The organism is Pseudomonas sp. N-137 (genome assembly GCF_034555295.1).
Classification (GTDB): domain Bacteria; phylum Pseudomonadota; class Gammaproteobacteria; order Pseudomonadales; family Pseudomonadaceae; genus Aquipseudomonas; species Aquipseudomonas rhizophila.
Genome location: NZ_JAXUDQ010000006.1, coordinates 90067 through 106079, shown reverse-complemented (window position 1 = coordinate 106079; position 16013 = coordinate 90067). Strand labels below are relative to the sequence as shown.

At 57.8% G+C, this 16013-nt stretch carries 14 protein-coding genes; 4 read left to right on the top strand and 10 right to left on the bottom strand.

Translation table 11 applies throughout. The annotated features are described in order from the left end of the window. Nucleotides 1-42: 42 nt before the first annotated feature. Both T3A99_RS02775 and T3A99_RS02770 read right to left on the bottom strand, forming a co-directional pair. A complete protein-coding gene (locus T3A99_RS02775; protein ID WP_322833916.1) occupies nt 43-1440 on the bottom strand; it encodes an OprD family outer membrane porin in 1398 nt (465 codons plus the stop codon). Between the two features lie 90 nt (nt 1441-1530). Then, complete coding sequence (locus T3A99_RS02770) at nt 1531-2820, bottom strand: CitMHS family transporter (RefSeq protein WP_047225594.1); 1290 nt, start codon at nt 2818-2820, stop codon at nt 1531-1533. A gap of 335 nt (nt 2821-3155) precedes the next feature. On the opposite strand from T3A99_RS02770, the gene T3A99_RS02765 reads away from it, so the two are divergent. After that, a complete protein-coding gene (locus T3A99_RS02765; protein WP_047225593.1) occupies nt 3156-4349 on the top strand; it encodes a citrate/2-methylcitrate synthase in 1194 nt (397 codons plus the stop codon). Here T3A99_RS02765 and T3A99_RS02760 read toward each other — a convergent pair whose 3' ends face one another. The 8 genes from T3A99_RS02760 to T3A99_RS02725 form a co-directional block, all read right to left on the bottom strand. Continuing rightward, entirely contained in the window at nt 4350-5726 is a 1377-nt protein-coding gene (locus tag T3A99_RS02760; protein WP_322833915.1) for an MmgE/PrpD family protein, read from the bottom strand. Between the two features lie 83 nt (nt 5727-5809). Further along, on the bottom strand, nt 5810-6118 hold the full coding sequence (locus T3A99_RS02755) for a DUF4387 domain-containing protein (protein ID WP_047225592.1): 309 nt from the start codon (nt 6116-6118) through the stop codon (nt 5810-5812). After that, a complete protein-coding gene (locus T3A99_RS02750; protein ID WP_322833914.1) occupies nt 6118-7530 on the bottom strand; it encodes an acyclic terpene utilization AtuA family protein in 1413 nt (470 codons plus the stop codon). Before T3A99_RS02750 ends, T3A99_RS02755 begins: the two co-directional genes overlap by 1 nt. Nucleotides 7531-7852: 322 nt before the next feature. After that, nucleotides 7853-9172 (bottom strand): NTP/NDP exchange transporter, encoded by a 1320-nt coding sequence (locus T3A99_RS02745; RefSeq protein WP_322833913.1) that lies wholly within the window; start codon nt 9170-9172, stop codon nt 7853-7855. 69 nt (nt 9173-9241) lie between these two features. After that, on the bottom strand, nt 9242-10297 hold the full coding sequence (locus T3A99_RS02740) for an oxidoreductase (RefSeq protein ID WP_047225589.1): 1056 nt from the start codon (nt 10295-10297) through the stop codon (nt 9242-9244). Nucleotides 10298-10341: 44 nt separating this feature from the next. Continuing rightward, entirely contained in the window at nt 10342-10602 is a 261-nt protein-coding gene (locus tag T3A99_RS02735; protein ID WP_083714399.1) for a DUF2790 domain-containing protein, read from the bottom strand. A 134-nt stretch (nt 10603-10736) separates the two neighbouring features. After that, nucleotides 10737-12110, bottom strand: a complete 1374-nt coding sequence (locus T3A99_RS02730) for a heavy metal sensor histidine kinase (RefSeq protein WP_322833912.1) — start codon at nt 12108-12110, stop codon at nt 10737-10739. Continuing rightward, nucleotides 12110-12814: a heavy metal response regulator transcription factor gene (locus T3A99_RS02725; protein ID WP_322833911.1), complete on the bottom strand. Its 705-nt coding sequence runs from the start codon at nt 12812-12814 to the stop codon at nt 12110-12112. Before T3A99_RS02725 ends, T3A99_RS02730 begins: the two co-directional genes overlap by 1 nt. Nucleotides 12815-13144: 330 nt before the next feature. Here T3A99_RS02725 and T3A99_RS02720 point away from each other — a divergent pair, with 330 nt between their 5' ends. Genes T3A99_RS02720 through T3A99_RS02710 form a run of 3 tightly spaced genes read left to right on the top strand, consistent with a single transcriptional unit; the run spans nt 13145 to nt 15982 of the window. Beyond that, entirely contained in the window at nt 13145-13960 is an 816-nt protein-coding gene (locus T3A99_RS02720; RefSeq protein WP_322833910.1) for a MipA/OmpV family protein, read from the top strand. Next, nucleotides 13960-14646 carry a response regulator transcription factor gene (locus T3A99_RS02715; protein WP_322833909.1) on the top strand — a complete coding sequence of 229 codons (687 nt, stop codon included), beginning with the start codon at nt 13960-13962 and terminating at the stop codon, nt 14644-14646. The genes T3A99_RS02720 and T3A99_RS02715 overlap by 1 nt, the downstream gene beginning before the upstream one ends. Next, complete coding sequence (locus T3A99_RS02710) at nt 14615-15982, top strand: sensor histidine kinase (protein WP_107322823.1); 1368 nt, start codon at nt 14615-14617, stop codon at nt 15980-15982. The genes T3A99_RS02715 and T3A99_RS02710 overlap by 32 nt, the downstream gene beginning before the upstream one ends. Nucleotides 15983-16013 lie beyond the last annotated feature (31 nt).

The following is a 16013-nucleotide window of genomic DNA, read 5'->3' as shown; positions in this document are numbered from 1 at the left end:
CGACTTAGTTTGAATAACCCGAATTCCATGAACACACTCCAGTCAAAACGCATAATCCAGATACACCCGGGCTTCTGAGCCATTGACAACGTTATTCGGCTGGGCGGAAACAAGCGCAACAAAATCCTGGTCGATTCTGTAGTCGATATAAATCAATCCCACGGAAAGGCCGGCGTATTCTTTGTCATCGAACCGATAATAAACGCGGTATTCGTTTTGCCTTTCCCGAACATCCGTCTTCTGACCACTGAACGGGTTCACGGCGTCAAAGTTTCCCTGCTTATAGAGCGCCATGACTTTAAACCCATCCAATGACGCCCCCAAGAGTGAAATACCGCTCAGGTCGTACTCGGCCCCTAGCTGCCAGGTTCTTTCACCATGATTGTTGAAATCGTTGCCGGAACGGGTCCACGCATCCATTCTCCCGTCCACGTTATCCGCGTGATCGAAGTAGGCGTAGCCAAGGTTGCCATTACTCAGTTCGGCGTGTGTCTCGGAGAAAGAAACACCCAGGCGCAACTTATCGAGCAATAAACCAAGATTGACGTTTAACCACGTGGCCTCTTTATCATAGGCCGCGTCACCGGCGGACCAATCTTGCTCCCACAGCCGTCCCGCTTTTTGGAACTGATAATACTGGGTGTCTAAAATGACCCCTGCCGTTTCACCGATAGGTGCCTGCAGGGTCAAGCCATAACGGGTATTTTCATTGAAGTCCTTTGACACACCACGGGCATAGCTCAACTCAACGGCCTTTAGATCGTAGTTGACCCCATAGGTGTAGACGTTGCTTATGTCCTCACCCGACTGGCTTAGCAGCTTTCCAAACGCCTGCCTGTCCCGCGGAGAACTTCGATCGATATAAGCCGCTTCGAAAGCCATCGTTCCGGGTAGCGGGCCGATGCCCACGTCAGTCAAGTTGAAATGGGCTCGCGCGCCCTGATAGGAACCTGGCACGAGTCGCGTGTCATTGCTGACCAGGGTGCCCGCGTCAAATCGGCCTCGGCCTATTTGTGAGTCTGCGTTCCATCCCTCGCCGACGTGGCGCAACTTCAAGTAACTTTGCCCGACTTTTGCAAAGCCACCGTTAGAACCATCGTCATTATCAAACAAGTCACGGCTGTCCTGCTCGGCATCGATCATTGCCACACCGTACAGGGACGCATCAAAGCCGACGAAGCCGCCCCAGTAGTTTGAGTTGTAGTCCAGGATCGCGCCGACCCCTACCCCACCCAACTCCGAGCCGGTCGAGAACCCGCCGAAGCGGTCTTCAATCAGGTCGTTGGATATTCGCGTATTGATGTACGCGGATCGAAGATAAGCATTCAACTTGCCTTCATGCTGAAATCTATCCGGATAACTAATACTCGCGGAGAAACAACTGCCCGATGCAAACAGCGTAGCGAGATATGTCATTGCGACGGCTTTAGTCGATTTCATGATCACCTCAATTATTATTTTTATTTTTTCAATGAGCAGGCGTGAGCTGGCACTGCTTTAAACAAGCAGTGCAGGGATACAGGTGGATCTTTAAATAATTGCTCTTGTAACGATGGCGGTTGCTATGAGCGTGAGGCTGCTGCCGATTGCCCACAACAAGCAATATCTTTGCATCTCGCCCATGTCCCGCTGGATAATCCCGCTGATGAGATAAACAGCGGCAACGAGTGGACTTAATGCGTGAACCGGTTGCCCAAGCACCGAGGCGCGGGCGATGTGCATCGGGTCTATGCCATATTCCGCGCCCGCCGCGCCAAGCACCGGCAAGATCCCAAAGAAGAACGCGTCATTGGAAAGCAGGAAATTAAGCGGCAGCGCGACAAGGGCGGTAATGATGCTGAAGTACTGCCCGCCGCCATCAGGAATCATCTGCACGATCCGCGCCGACATCCCATCGACCATTCCCGTGCCGGATAGAATGCCAGTGAAGACCCCTGAAGCGAATATCAGGGCAATGACCGTCAACACACTGTCGGAATGAGCGGCGATTCTCGCTTTCTGCTCCGCCAAACGTGGATAGTTGATCAGCAACGCCAGGGAAAACCCCACCATCATCACCAGGGGTAACGGTGCCAGTCCTGTACCCATGGCGTACATCAGCGCGGCCGTGAGTGCCAGGTTGACCCAGAACAGCCTGGGGTTTTGCGTGGCCGATTCGATAAGGGGTAGAGGCAGCTCTTCAGACACAGTGTCCTTTGCCATGGGCGTCCACCCCAAACGGCGTCGCTCTTTGCGGCCTATCCACACTGCCACGATAAACGCGTAGGCCAGACCTGCAAACATGGCGGGTACAAGGCCCAGGAATATCTCGCTGACATCCAGATGCAGCGCGCTGGCAGCCCGCGCTACCGGCCCACCCCAAGGGATGATGTTAACGACCGTATTGGTCAACAGAAGCATCAGTGCAAGGATGAGCGGGTTAATCCCAAGGCGAAGGTAGAGCGGCAAAAACGCCGTTGTCACGATCAGCACCGTCGTTGCCCCATCCCCATCGAAGGAGATGACCGACGACAGCAAAGCGGTGCCGAGCACCACACGAAGGGGATCATTTCCCACATAACGCAGAATTCGGCGAACCGCGGGCTCGAACAGCCCCGCGTCGAACATGATTGCGAAATACAGGATTGCAAACATCAACATCAATGCCGTTGGCGCCACTTGCTGGACGCCTTCCATCACCATGCCGCCCAACTCCGGTCCTGCGCCGCTGGCCAGCCCGAAAGCAATCGGGATGAGGATGAGCGCTGTCACAGCAGAAAGTCGCTTGCTGATGATCAACGCCATAAACGTGATGACCATTGCGAAACCTAACCAAGCCATGCCTATCACCTTTTCTTGTTTTTTTATCAATGTCGTAGCAAATCAATGTGAACGACCGGCCACTCCCGAGGAATCTACATAGGGGAGAAAACCCTGTAAATCTTGATTTTTTTCGTCAACATCCCGCAAATACTGGGGCAAACGTGCTCGTGAAAAGATATCTCAGGGACGCTGGTCGGCTTTCAATGCCCACATCCGTCGGTCCCTCTGTGTAGACCGTCCATTGCTGACTCCCTTTGAAAACACGACGGAATGGATATCCTGGTAGACATTGACGCAAGGCAGGTATATTTAATGAATATGTACAAACCCCCATCAACCTGTTCGGATCCGTCATGCCTGATCAAGAAGACCTTTACCTTTCGGCAGAAGAAGCGGCTGGAATGCTGGGGGTCAGCCTTCCAACCCTTTATGCCTACGTCAGCCGGAAGAACATTCGGTCCGTCAAGATCGCCAACACGCCCAAGCGTCGCTATTGGGCCGAAGACATCCAGCGCTTGGTGAAAAGCCCCGCGGGGCACGCTGCAAAGCGCTCGTCGTCATCGGACAGCGCCATTACATTGATCACCGATGACGGCCTCTTCTACAGGGGGCACGACGTCGTCGAGCTCGCCGACCACGCCACGGTCGAGGAGGTCGCCGGATTGATGTGGCAGGTGCCATCGGCCTTCGGACCGTCGCTGCCGCGCGCGCCGAAGGATAGCGTCAAACTGCTGAAGATCTATGAGCACATGTCAGCGCCGGAGAAGGCAATTGCACTTTTCCCGCTGGTTCAAAGGGAGAACCCCAAAGCCTTCGATCTTTCCATCGACAGCTATGCACGCACCGGCGCCGATGTTGTGAGATGGTTTGCCGCGTTGGTCGTGGGCGCGACCCAACCAAGCACACAACCCTTGCACGAATTCATTACCCAGGCCTGCGCAGCCCCGCCAGCCCACGCCGATCTGATCAGGCGTCTTCTGATCCTCAGCGTCGATCATGAACTGGACCACGCCACTCACAGCGTTCGCGTTGCCGCCACGACCGGCGCCACCCCCTACTACGCAGCGATCGCGGGACTCGCGGCCGCCAGGGGTCATAAGATCGCCTATGGCAGAAACGAAGCCGCCAGCAGGATGATCGAGGAAATCTGTACAGCTACCGATCCCACCCAACCGATATTGCAACGGTACAGTCAGGAGGGGCACATCATCGGGTTCGGACCTAATGTCCACTCAGTCAGTGACCCACGTGCTACCAATCTGATGAAAGCGTTGACCGCTGCCTTCGAGGGCGACCCCGAATTTGCCAAGCTGCAGAAAGCTTTTTCGGTCGCCTCGGAACTCGTCGCATACCCCCCGGAATTCATTCTCCTGGTGAGTTTCATCGGTAGAAAGCTTGGGTTGCATCGGCAGGAAATCGCACTGGCGGGTGTCGGAAGATTGATCGGCTGGATAGCCCACGCCAGCGAGCAATACAACCAGCATCATGACGCTCGCCCCCGCGCTCGGTACACGGGGACTCTGCCAAGAGCGACCCACCGCCAGTGACTAGACAGAAGCAACCATGGCCGCAAACAGCGATGTGAATTCGGATTGGTGTTGAAGTTCAGCCACATACCCAAGCACCTTGGCCTGCGCCGACTCATCAAGATGAGGTGAGGCCATGCTCCTGAATTTTCGTTCAAAATCGCTATCGGTCATCGGTGTTTCGACGGACCCCGGCCCGCTGATCATCTCGCTTACGACGATTTCGCCTGACACCAGCGTGGCGCTGACGCGGTTGGCAAGATGACGCGGAAACAATGCGGTGAGCGCGCCATCCTCCACCACGCTGATCTTGCCCATCAGGGCAACCACCATGGGATCAGCCATTTTTTCCGGCGAATAAGAGTCTATGGTGATGTCACCGTCGAGCAGCGCCCGGGCCACGTTGTAGGGCAAGCTGTGATCCGCCGTCTCTCGCGTTTTGGGCAACCATTTTTCAGGGGTGTCAGCCAACACTCGACGGTTGAACTCGGACGTTTGGATAACGATGCAAGCGATATCATCGAGATCGTCAATCCGAGCACGTATGTCCAGGGCTGCCCACACCGCGGTATGCAGCTCACCGTTGGTGGGAAAGGTCTTGGTCAGGGAGCGCCGTATAGCGTAATCACCATTCTCGGGCGTACCAAAACGATCCGTATCCAGGTCGAACGGGCCTGAGACCAGTTTAAAGAATCCCATGTCCCCCTCGAACACCGGCGACGGGCCTGTCATGCCGTGACGCGATAGCTGGGCAGCGAAGATCGCATTACGTGCAGCGTTTGCGGCCGAGCAGCCCTTCCAGTCCGACAGGGATCCACTGCGGACCTGGCGCATGGCCAGATGAGCGCTCAACGCTATATTGATTGCCTGTGCGGTCTGCGCCACATCCAGCTTCATCAGACTGGAAGCCGCCGCGGCCATCGCCACATTTATGTAATTGACGTGGTCCCAGCCGCGCTTGTTCAGGCTGGCCGCGTCCTGCAGTCGCATCTGGATCTCATAGGCCAGCACAATGGCCGAAATGAGTTCTGCCCCGGTGGCCCCCTCGGCCTCTGCTAGCGCCAGGCAGGCCGGAATATTGTCACTCGGATGGCCCGGCTCCAGCCCCATATAGCCATCGTTGTAGTCCAGGAAACGGACCATCACGCCATTGGCAAACGCCGCTATCTCTGGCGTTGTTTGGATAGTTGTTCCGAACACGCTGGACGCCTGCGCGGGATTGGCAACCGCATAACGCACAGCGGCATTCACAGGCGCCGCTCCGTAGGCCCCCAATATGCACGCCAGACTGTCAATGAAGCGCTGTCGCACCAACGCGATGATCTCTTCGGGCAGTCGCTGATGCCTGAATTTATGCGCGTACTCTGCAAGTTGCAGCGCAATAGTCGTATTGCTCATGGTTGCCTCTGTTCTGCACCAGGGTTGGGTCTGCGCCGATGGCGGCGACGGCATCACCTGTTGCCAGGTGACGCGTGCGGTTCTCAGTCCAGAATGACGTCGAGTAAACGTACGTATTGCTGGCCGGCATGCATGTCGCGCTCCACCATCCCGCCTTGCGGCGTAGCGCGCGGGTAGGAAATCTTGACCATTTCCAGGTCAGCAACGGGAATATGTTTCACCCGTGCCGGATCGGTGCCATAGAGCCTTGCGAATTGCGCAGATGAAAGTGCTGCACTTTGTGAGTAACGCTCAAAATTTTCACGCCCGTCAAAAAATATATCGAAGGTAATCCAGAACGGTCCGGCTTGTTTGGATCGAACATGTCGGCATACATCACGCAACTTAACCATTAACTCAACTCCTTCACAGCCAACGTTGACTCGGAAAGATCGATCCATTGAATACGCACCAACTCAAATGGGTCCTCCAATTGCACCACGTGATTTAACTTGAACTCATAAATCTGACCACGAGGTATATCAGCCGGGGTGAAAGCAAAGCCGTAAGAAGGCAATTCCTTGCCCATTACGCTGGGGTAGTGAAAAAAGTAGGGATTGCATGCTTGGGCAATCGTATTTGCCATTTCTTGAGTCGCTGCTGTGGCGACAAATAGCATGCCTATTTCCGGCGGAGGCAAAGTTCCAACGGGGGGTTTTACGCCGGTGACGCCGTTCCAGCCATACATTCGCAGCGAGATATGAAACTCTCCCAACTCCTGCGGCGGGATGGATTGACGGGTCCGGGTGTACAGGGCTTCCAGCAGGCGGTCATGAAACCCATCAATATCATGGAGTACATCAGGGTCCTGGATACCCACTAACATGATTGTCTGATAGAGACCGGCCGCGGCGCCCTCCAGCTTCATTGTGTAGGGCATCGTCTCCCATTCAGATCCTACGACACGAACGGCTCGCTCGTTCAGCTTCTGGTAGCGCGCTTGTGCGACGTTCAGGATACCGCCGGGTTCCACCAATCGAAACGGGTCGCTATTTTCATAAAGCATGTGTGCAGAGACGCTATGGGGCGTGCACTGATTGTCTTTACTTAATGGCTCAACGTCGAAACCCTGCGCATCAACGCTGAGCAATATTCCCGAGCCCAATGTCGGGTTAACGGCGCACTGGACACCGCACTCCCCCGTTTTGCCGGCATGCCAGGACGGCCCCCAGGGCGCGCCCTTCCAGATCGGATAACAGGCAATGACCGCCGTGTCGGTCGAACGACCCGCCAAAATGATATCGGCGCCTGCTTCAAGCGCGGCAATGAACGGTTCTACACCCAGCGCCGCCACAATGTGTTCACAGCTGTCCACCGTAGCGTCATCGAGCTCACCGTGAGGCGGCAGCGGTTTGATACGCCCCTGTGCGTTCAGCTGCTTAACGGTATCCCTGTCCTGTTCACAATATATGAGCGCAATCTTTGGTGTGACGCCCAACTCTCCTGCAACCTCCAGGACTATATCGCGCGTCCAGTCCAGGTTGAGATCGCCACCGGCCTGTCCTGCCGTGCCGACAATTATCGGCACCCCGGACCAGGCCTGCGCCTTCATTAATATCGTCAAGTCGCGTTTGACCGCCCCGCGGTTATTCTTCGATTTTCCAAGTGCGAGATACGCTGCTCCGCTATCGGTAGAACCGGCGTCCGTGGCAATTGCTTGCGCACCGGCCACCAGTCCATAAGTAATTTCTTCTTCACGAACGCCCGCCCCTAATGAACCACAAGGAACGATCACTTTGACGCAACCTTCAAATACCTGCCCCATAAAACCCTCTTCCGATTCACTCAGTCAGGCAATAATAAGGGCTGTAATCGTGTTGACAAGTGGACAAAAATTATCAATATAGGCCCGTTACCCAACGGGTTGCCGGGTATTCTTTCCGAGCATTCGCCTCCATTAATTCGCTGACCGAAATATACTTTTATCGATTAAGTTCAACACCACTGAAAGTTCGTCTGAGCCTGCACACTTTTCAGAATAAAACTTTGATCTCCAGCGCATTCCGGGAACGCGATGACCGGCAGGACTCATGCGATGATGAACCACCCCGCGCACTCCCGCCGCGTGGCCTTTTGTGTACTCCGGGTTATGTTTCGACGGCGCTGGCGCCCACTCCCCGTGCCTGCTGCTGGTTATCGGCATGCTGTCCCAATTGCCATCCCAGATAGGCCCACAGCAGCGCGCAGCCCGCGCCGATCAGAGCCGCCAGGCCAGTGCCCTGCCCCAGCATGTCGAGCAGGCTCTTGGCCCAACCGCTCAGCGCATCACCGCCGCGATAAACCACGGTGTCGATGAAGTTCTTGGCCTTGTACTTGCTCTCGGCATCCAAGGGTGCGAAGAGCATTTCCCTGCCCGGCCGGACGAACGCGTATTCACCGATTCGCCGCACGATCATCAAGGCTGCAAGAAGCGCGAAACCGGGGGCTAGTGCAAGGCCCACGAACCCGATGCACATGAGCAGCGGCACGATCGCCAGTAACGCACGCACCCCCAGCTTCGGCGCAATGCGCCCGGTGATGAACAGCTGAGACACCAGAGCGCCAGCCTGCACGATGAAGTCAATGGTGCCGAAAACCCGGACCTGCGCCTCACGACTTGGAAAATGTTCGGCCACCAGGCGCGCCTGCTCGAAGTAGAGAAAGGTGGTGACCGTCGCCAGTAGCACGACGAACCCGGCGATCCCCAACAGGTAGGGTGACCTGAGCACCGCCGTCAAACCGCTGAACGGATTGCCCTGCAGTGGCTGCCCGGGGCTTTGCGTCGGTGCCGCACCAGGCCGCCCAGCCCCGCCCTTTTCGCGCCAGCCCATCAGCGCCCGCTTCAATACAAATGTGACACCCAGCAACAGCGCGGCCAAAAACATCAAGCCCGAGGCACCAATGGCATCAATAAGGGCCGCGCTCAGGGCCGGCCCCAGCAGACCGCCGATGCTGGCGCCGGCAGCGATGAAGGCAAACAGCCGCTTGGCCTGTTCACTGTCGAATACATCCGCCATCAGGCTCCAGGCCACGGACACCACGAACAGGTTATAAACCGATATCCATACGTAGAAAGTACGGGCGAGCCAGACGCTGTCCGATTGAAACTCGAACAGTTCAACGAACATCAGCAAGTTGATCCCGAAGAAGCCGTACACCCAATCAACAAGGCGCAAGCGCGGGACCCGGGAACTGACCCAGGCAAACAACGGAACGGCCGCCAGCATCACCAGGAACGTGGCAGTGAACAACCATTGCAGATTCTCCACGCCCGCCGCGATGCCCATCGACTCACGTATCGGGCGCAGCATGAAGTAGCCGGTAAAGAGGCAGAGAAACAACAAGAACCCGCACAGCGCCGGACGCAGTTCATCATCACGGGCGTTCACGGCAAGGCTCAGTCGATGCAAGTAGGAAGGCGCACTCATGGAGACTCCTGGAAGGCGACAACAGGCAAGAGAGTGGGCACGCAACGGATTGCCGTGCCCAAGGCATGATCAGCGGTAGGTGACGCCGGTCAGTCGCTCGGAGACGGTCCAGAGCCGTTCGGCATCCGCCTCATGGGTGGCGGCCGGCGGCATCCTGGCGAAGCCCAATGGGCCGCGTTTTTCCTCGTCGCCGGTGGGGCCGTAGTAGGCACCGCCAACCGCCTCAGGCGCGGTGGCGGCATACAGCGTGGGCAGCGCCCCCTGGGCAGCTGAATGGTATACGTCGCGATCCTTGGCCCATCGCTGGCCGAACTCGCTGTTCAGACCCGGACCACGCGCGACCAACTCGGTGACGGCGACGCCTGGATGCGCAGCGATGCTGCGAATGTTCCAACCTGCGGCCTCGCTGCGCTGCTGCAAGGCAAAGGTCCAGTGCAGGATGGCCAGCTTGGACTGCGCGTAGGCGGCCAAAGGTTGGTACTGCTGCTCAGCCTGCAGGTCGTTGAAGTTCATTGTTCCGCGAGCCGCGGCGATGCTCGAAAGGCTCACCACGCGAGCGTCCTGGCTTTGCCGTAACAACGGCACCAGCAGGCCGGTCAGTGCGAAGTGCCCCAGGTAGTTGGTCGCCAACTGGAGCTCGAAGCCATCCGCGGAGGTACCCCGCTCAGGAGGCGCCATGACGGCGGCATTATTGATCAACACATCCAGGCGCGGCAGTCTCTGATTGAGACGCTGGGCCAGGCTGCGCACCGATGAAAGATTGGCCAGGTCCACGGCCTCGAACTGCACCTTGGCGTCGGGTACGGACGTTTTGATTTGCGCGATGGCCTGCGCGCCACGCTCCGGGTTGCGCGCAGCAATGATGACGTCGGCGCCGGCCCGGGCCAGCGCCAGTGCGTCCTCGTACCCCATGCCGCTCGTGCCGCCGGTGATCAGGACGATTCGACCTTCCTGGGAAGGCATGTCGCGGGTCGACCAGTCCGGTTTCGGCGCGACGCGACTGGACGCATCGATACTGACCGCGCTTAGCAGCACGGCGCCAACGGTCAGTGTTCGAGCCAGCTTCACCAGTCGGCTCAGGTTATTTGAAAGGCCCGTTTCGGTTGCTGCTGTTCTGATGCACATGGTTGAGCTCTCTATTTGGATGAAGAACCAGCACTGCCGAACGGTCACTGGAGCACGCACACCTCAGACTGCTTCAGAAAGCTGACGCGCTCTGTGACCCCTTGTGTATTCACGTAGGTCATCTTTGCGCGCACGACCTCGCACACCCGCGACTCCGGTTCTTCAATGCGGATGACCCTGGCGATATCCAGCGGCATGCCATATTCGTAGGCAGGCACATCCGCTTTCTCTTCGGCGAACAGAGGCAAACCGCTCAGAGTGATGAATGCCAGAAGACTGGCGATCGACACGTTTTGAATGTTCATAGTGGACTCCACGACTGTCCTTTACCGGGATGGTCGTAGCACTCTAGGGGGAGGTGACTGACGTCAAGGTGACTGCTGACTGACAGGAAGATGTCAAACGCCGGCGAGCCACGCCGGCCATCGGGTGATGGCGACTAGCGGGCTGCCTGGCTGGTCAGGGAAAATCCGAAGGTATTGAAGCCATCCTTGCTGTGGGCGAACACACGGCCACCGTGCATGGACGCCACAGCTCGCACAATGGAGAGCCCCAGGCCATGGTGCGCGTCACTTCGCGCCCGGGCGACATCGGCGCGATAGAAGCGCTCGAACAAGCGCTGCAGGTGCACCTCGTCAATGGGCTCACCCGCATTGGAAACGCTTACCTTGGCCTGCGCGCCAAGACGTTCCAGGCTTACAGTGATGGTGCTCTGCGGCACCGCGTATCGCGCCGCGTTTTGCAGCAGATTGGCCAAAGAGCGGTGAAAAAGGCGTCGGTCGATGCATACGCGCATGTCGCCTTTGATCACCACGTCCAACTGTTTGTCGTGCAAGACGGGCTCCAGGTATTCCACCGTCTTGGACGCCTCCTCGTAGAGCGAAACATCACTGAGCTCGGTCGCACGCTGCCCGCTTTCGGCACCCGCCAGGAACAGCATGTCATTGACGATGGTGCCCATGCGTTCAAGCTCTTCCAGATTCGATTGCAGCAGATCCTGAAGCTCAGCCACATCACGCCCGTGGGCCAACGCAACCTGGGTCTGCCCGATCAGGTTGGTCAACGGCGTTCGCAGCTCATGGGCGACATTGGCATTGAACCCTTCGAGCTGGCACCAGGCGGCCTCCTGACGAGCCAGGGCCCCGTTGAACGACACCGCCAGTTCCTGTAACTCGTCGGGCAGTGCCTCGGTGTCCAGTCGCTGCTTTGAATCACCTGGCGGCAGGCTGTTGGCCTGACGGCTCAGGCGCCTGACCGGCCCCAGGCCGAAACGCGCGATCCAGTAACCCAGCAGCGCGACCAGTACGACGCCCAGCGCCGAAGTCAGGATCAACGTCTTGGTGAAATGGTCCAGGGTCTTCATGAACGGCGTGGAATCTAGCCCCACGATAAAGCGCAACTCCGGGCGGTTACCCATGGCGGAGATGGTCTTGACTTGCAGCACCATGGGACGATCCCGTTCGGGTATCGCCATGCTGAAAAATCCATCCGGGCGCTTCGACCAATCCTGGCCGTCCGGCATCGCTCCGCCATAGCTGTAGGCAGGGTCGTCAACCAGGACCCAATAACGCACCCGCTGATCCGTGGGCGTCAGGCCATCGAGCTTTTCACGCAAGCCGACCCAGAATGCCGGTGAATCGTATTTTGTGAGCACGGGATCAAGTACGGAATGGCGCAGGATCAACTCGTTTTGCATCTGATCTTCGAGCGATGTCTTCAATGAGCAGCGCAGCAGCGTCGCGCTGATCGCGGTGATCAGCATGACCGAAAGCGCAAACATCAGGGCGAGCCGCTTGGCTATCGATCCTTTCATCATGACGTACCATTTTGTCTGCCATCGGCTTCGCGGCTTTCCAGTACATAGCCCATGCCACGGACGGTATGCAGCAGTTTGCGCGAATAAGGCACATCGACCTTGGCCCGGACGCGCTTGATCGCAACTTCGACCACGTTGGCGTCACTGTCGAAATTCATGTCCCAGACCTGCTCGGCAATCATCAGTTTGGAAAGAATCTCTCCCTGGTGCCGCGCCAGAAGGCTCAACAGACAAAACTCCTTGGCCGTCAAATCCAGCCGCAGCCCGGCCCTGGTCACCTTGCGCGCTTGCAGGTCGACCTCCAGGTCGTCGATGCGCAGATGGGTCAGGTCAGCCGTGTCTGCGGTGCGACGACGGATCAATGCCTGAACGCGGGCGACCAGTTCGGCAAAGGAAAAAGGTTTGCCAAGGTAGTCATCAGCGCCCTCGCGCAACCCGCGAACGCGATCATCCACCGTCCCCCTGGCCGACAACATGATGACCGGGGTTTTCTTCTGCTGGCGCAAACCCTCCAGCACGCTGTAACCGTCCTTGCCCGGCAACATGACATCCAGGATCACGACGTCATAGTCCATTTCCAGCGCATAGTGCAGCCCATCGATGCCGTTACTCGCCACATCGACAATGTAGCCGAGCTCACTCAGGCCACGATGCACATAGGAGGACGTCTTTTCTTCGTCCTCGACGATGAGCAAGCGCATCAGGTAACTCCTCTCGGGAAGCGGGACAACCGGGCAATCAGGGATCCAGGTTTGGGTAATTTTTGCACACGACCTGCAAAGTAGCCTGTAGCTACCCTCCACCAGTCTAGACAATCAAGGTGTCCGCAAACTGACCGCTTGCTGACATTCTTGTCAGAATCGACTGACAAGCATATTCAAAGGGCTGCAGGGCACCGGTGCCCACTATCGGATAGGGAATCCTTGGCGACTCTTACCAGGAAGGGATCGATGTCGGTTGATGGTAAGTGTCCAGTAAGAAGAACTTTTCGACGATAGGGTCGCTTTCATCCTATCGATCTGGAGAACCCCATGCATTGCACGCCCCTGTCTGCCGTTTCAAGTGCGATCCGGTTGACTGCCACCACTCAAGCCTTGGTGCTCGGTCTGTGCTCATCCATGGTCGCGCTCGCCGCTGAGTCGGCAAACGCCGAGTCGACTTCATCCTGGGGCCTTGGCATTGGGGCGGTCAGCAGCCAGCAGCCGTACAAGGGCGTCGACCGTGAAACTCAGGCCATACCATTGATCTACTTTGAAAATGACTACGTACGAGTATTCGGCCCTACCGCCGAGATCAAGCTGCCGGGTTTCACTCTCGACGACTCCCAGCAACTGGATCTGAGCATCGTCGGTGAATACGACTTCAGTGGTTATGACAACGACGATGCCCGCTTCCTGGATGGCATGAGTGATCGTAAAGGTGGCTTCTGGGCCGGCGCCAAGGTGCAGTGGCGCAACCCTCTGGCCGATGTCAGCGCCCAGTGGCTGACGGACGTATCGGGCAACAGCAAGGGCCAGCGCTTCACCCTGGGTCTTGAGAGATCCTGGCAATGGGGTGAACACCTCACCCTCACGCCACGAGTGGCGGCGATATGGCAGGACCAAAAGTACGTTGATTATTATTTTGGTGTTCGCGAAAGTGAAGCTCGCATTGATCGAGCGGCCTATGATGGAAAATCCGGCCTCAATACCGAACTTGGCGTTCGTGGAAACTATATGTTCGATGACCATCATTCCGTGTTCCTTGACGTCAAGGCCACCCGCCTCGCCGATGAGATCAAGGACAGCCCGCTGGTAGACCGTTCTACCGACAACAGCGTGCTCTTCGGCTACCTGTACCGCTTCTGATGAGTCGTATTCTGCTGGTCGAAGACCACGAGCGATTGGCGCATCTGGTGTGCAAAGGCCTGGCGAGCGCCGGCATCGCCGTCGATGTGGTCAACCGCATCGATGGCGCGTGGGCGGCTATCGGGCGGGTCCCTTACCAGGCGCTGATTCTTGATCGCGGCTTGCCGGACGGCGACGGGCTCGTCTTGTTGCAGCGCTTGCGCAACGCCGGGCATGGCTTGCCCTGCCTTGTTCTCACGGCGCGCGACGCGCTGCACGACCGTGTCGCAGGCCTGGATGCTGGAGCAGATGATTATCTGCCCAAGCCATTCGCCATGGATGAGATGGTCGCGCGTGTGCGGGCGTTGCTAAGGCGTCCCGTGGACTGTCGTCCACTCGCGCCGAGTCATGGTGACCTGAGCCTGCAACCCGATACCGGCATCATGTGTTGTGCCGGCCAAAGCATTCCTCTCGCGCCGGCGGAAATGCAGATCATGCTGTTGCTGTTGCGAAAGCCAGGAGAAATCGTGCGTCGCGCCGCGATAGAAGCGGCAGGCTGGGGCTTGAGCGAAGCCGTGACGCCTAACGCACTGGATGTGGCCCTTCACCGGATCCGCCGCAAGCTGCTTGCCATCGGCTCCCGCCAACGAATCATCAACCTCAGAGGTCTCGGTTATGCCCTTCGTCAAGAGAACGTGGCGCAATAGCATCAGCTTCAAGGTGCTGCTCGCCTACGTGGTCGGCGTGGGGTTGAGTATTCTGCTGATTGCATTAGGGGTGCTCGCGCTCGTCACCTCAAAGAGCGATATTTTATTGACCACCGACGTCGCCGAGCGCACCCATGAACTGGCCGGCAAGCTCCAGTTCGATGCCACTGGCCGGCCCAACGGCTTCGACAGCAGCGAGGGTGACCGAGTCTGGACCTTCGATAGCCTGGGGCGGGAAATCGGCCACCGCGTGCTGGATTCAACGGGCAATGTGGTCCTGACCTCCACCGACGCGACGTTCTGGTCTTCAGTCGCATCGAATCCTCCATCGCAACAACCGAGATTCAAGTTCGAACGTGAAGGCATCGTCATGTACGCCGCCACCGCGGCTGTCGAGCACCAAGGCAAGACCTGGTATCTGCAATTTGCCGCCAGCGAAAGGCTAATGGATTTGCTCCATGGGGGATTTGCCTTGCCATTCATGGGGGCCGGGATCGCGCTGTTCAGCCTGGTGCTGCTGTTCGTCTTCGGCGCCTGCGCTTATTTCACGTTAGGCTACACCCTCAAACCCTTGCGTGAAGTGTCGGAGTCAGCGGCGGCCATCTCCCCTCGCTCCCTGCACTCGCGGTTGCAGGTAAAAACCGTGCCGTCCGAGGTCGAGCCGCTGGTCACCAGCTTCAACCAGGCGCTTGCGCGCCTGGAGCGAGGTTATCGTGTCCAGCAGGAGTTTCTTGCAACCGCCGCGCACGAGTTGAAAACACCGCTGGCGCTGATTCGCGCGCAAATCGAACTGATGCAAGACAGTCACGCGCACAATGCCCTGCTCGATGATGTGGCGCACATGACACGGCAAGTCCAGCAACTGCTGCTCCTGACCGAAGCCAGTGAGGTTCAGAATTACAGTTTTGCCACAGTGGAAATAGCCGATGTCGCCAGGGAAGCCTGCGGCTATCTGCAGCGTATGGCCGAGGCCGTCGACGTACGTCTTGTTCTGGTTGACGAAACGCCTGAAGGCGGCCAATGGCAGGCCGATCGAAGCGCGCTCTTCACGTTGCTCAAGAATCTGCTGGAAAATGCCATTCAACACGCCCCCCGCGGTACTGAGGTCAGGATGCACGTCAGCGCGGGCGCACTCAGGGTGCGCGATTGGGGCCCCGGCGTTGATCGCGAGCAATTGCCGCACCTGTTCACGCGCTTCTGGCGTGGGCCACATCGCCGTGATCATGGCGCGGGGCTTGGCCTGACGATCTGCCAGGAAATTGCCCGGGCCCATGGCTGGATGCTGTCTGCAAAGCGCGCGGAGCCGGGCCTGCTGTTTGAGTTGTCTTGGCCGTAGCGGTTGGTTGACCCTATCCGGGTTTGAGTAC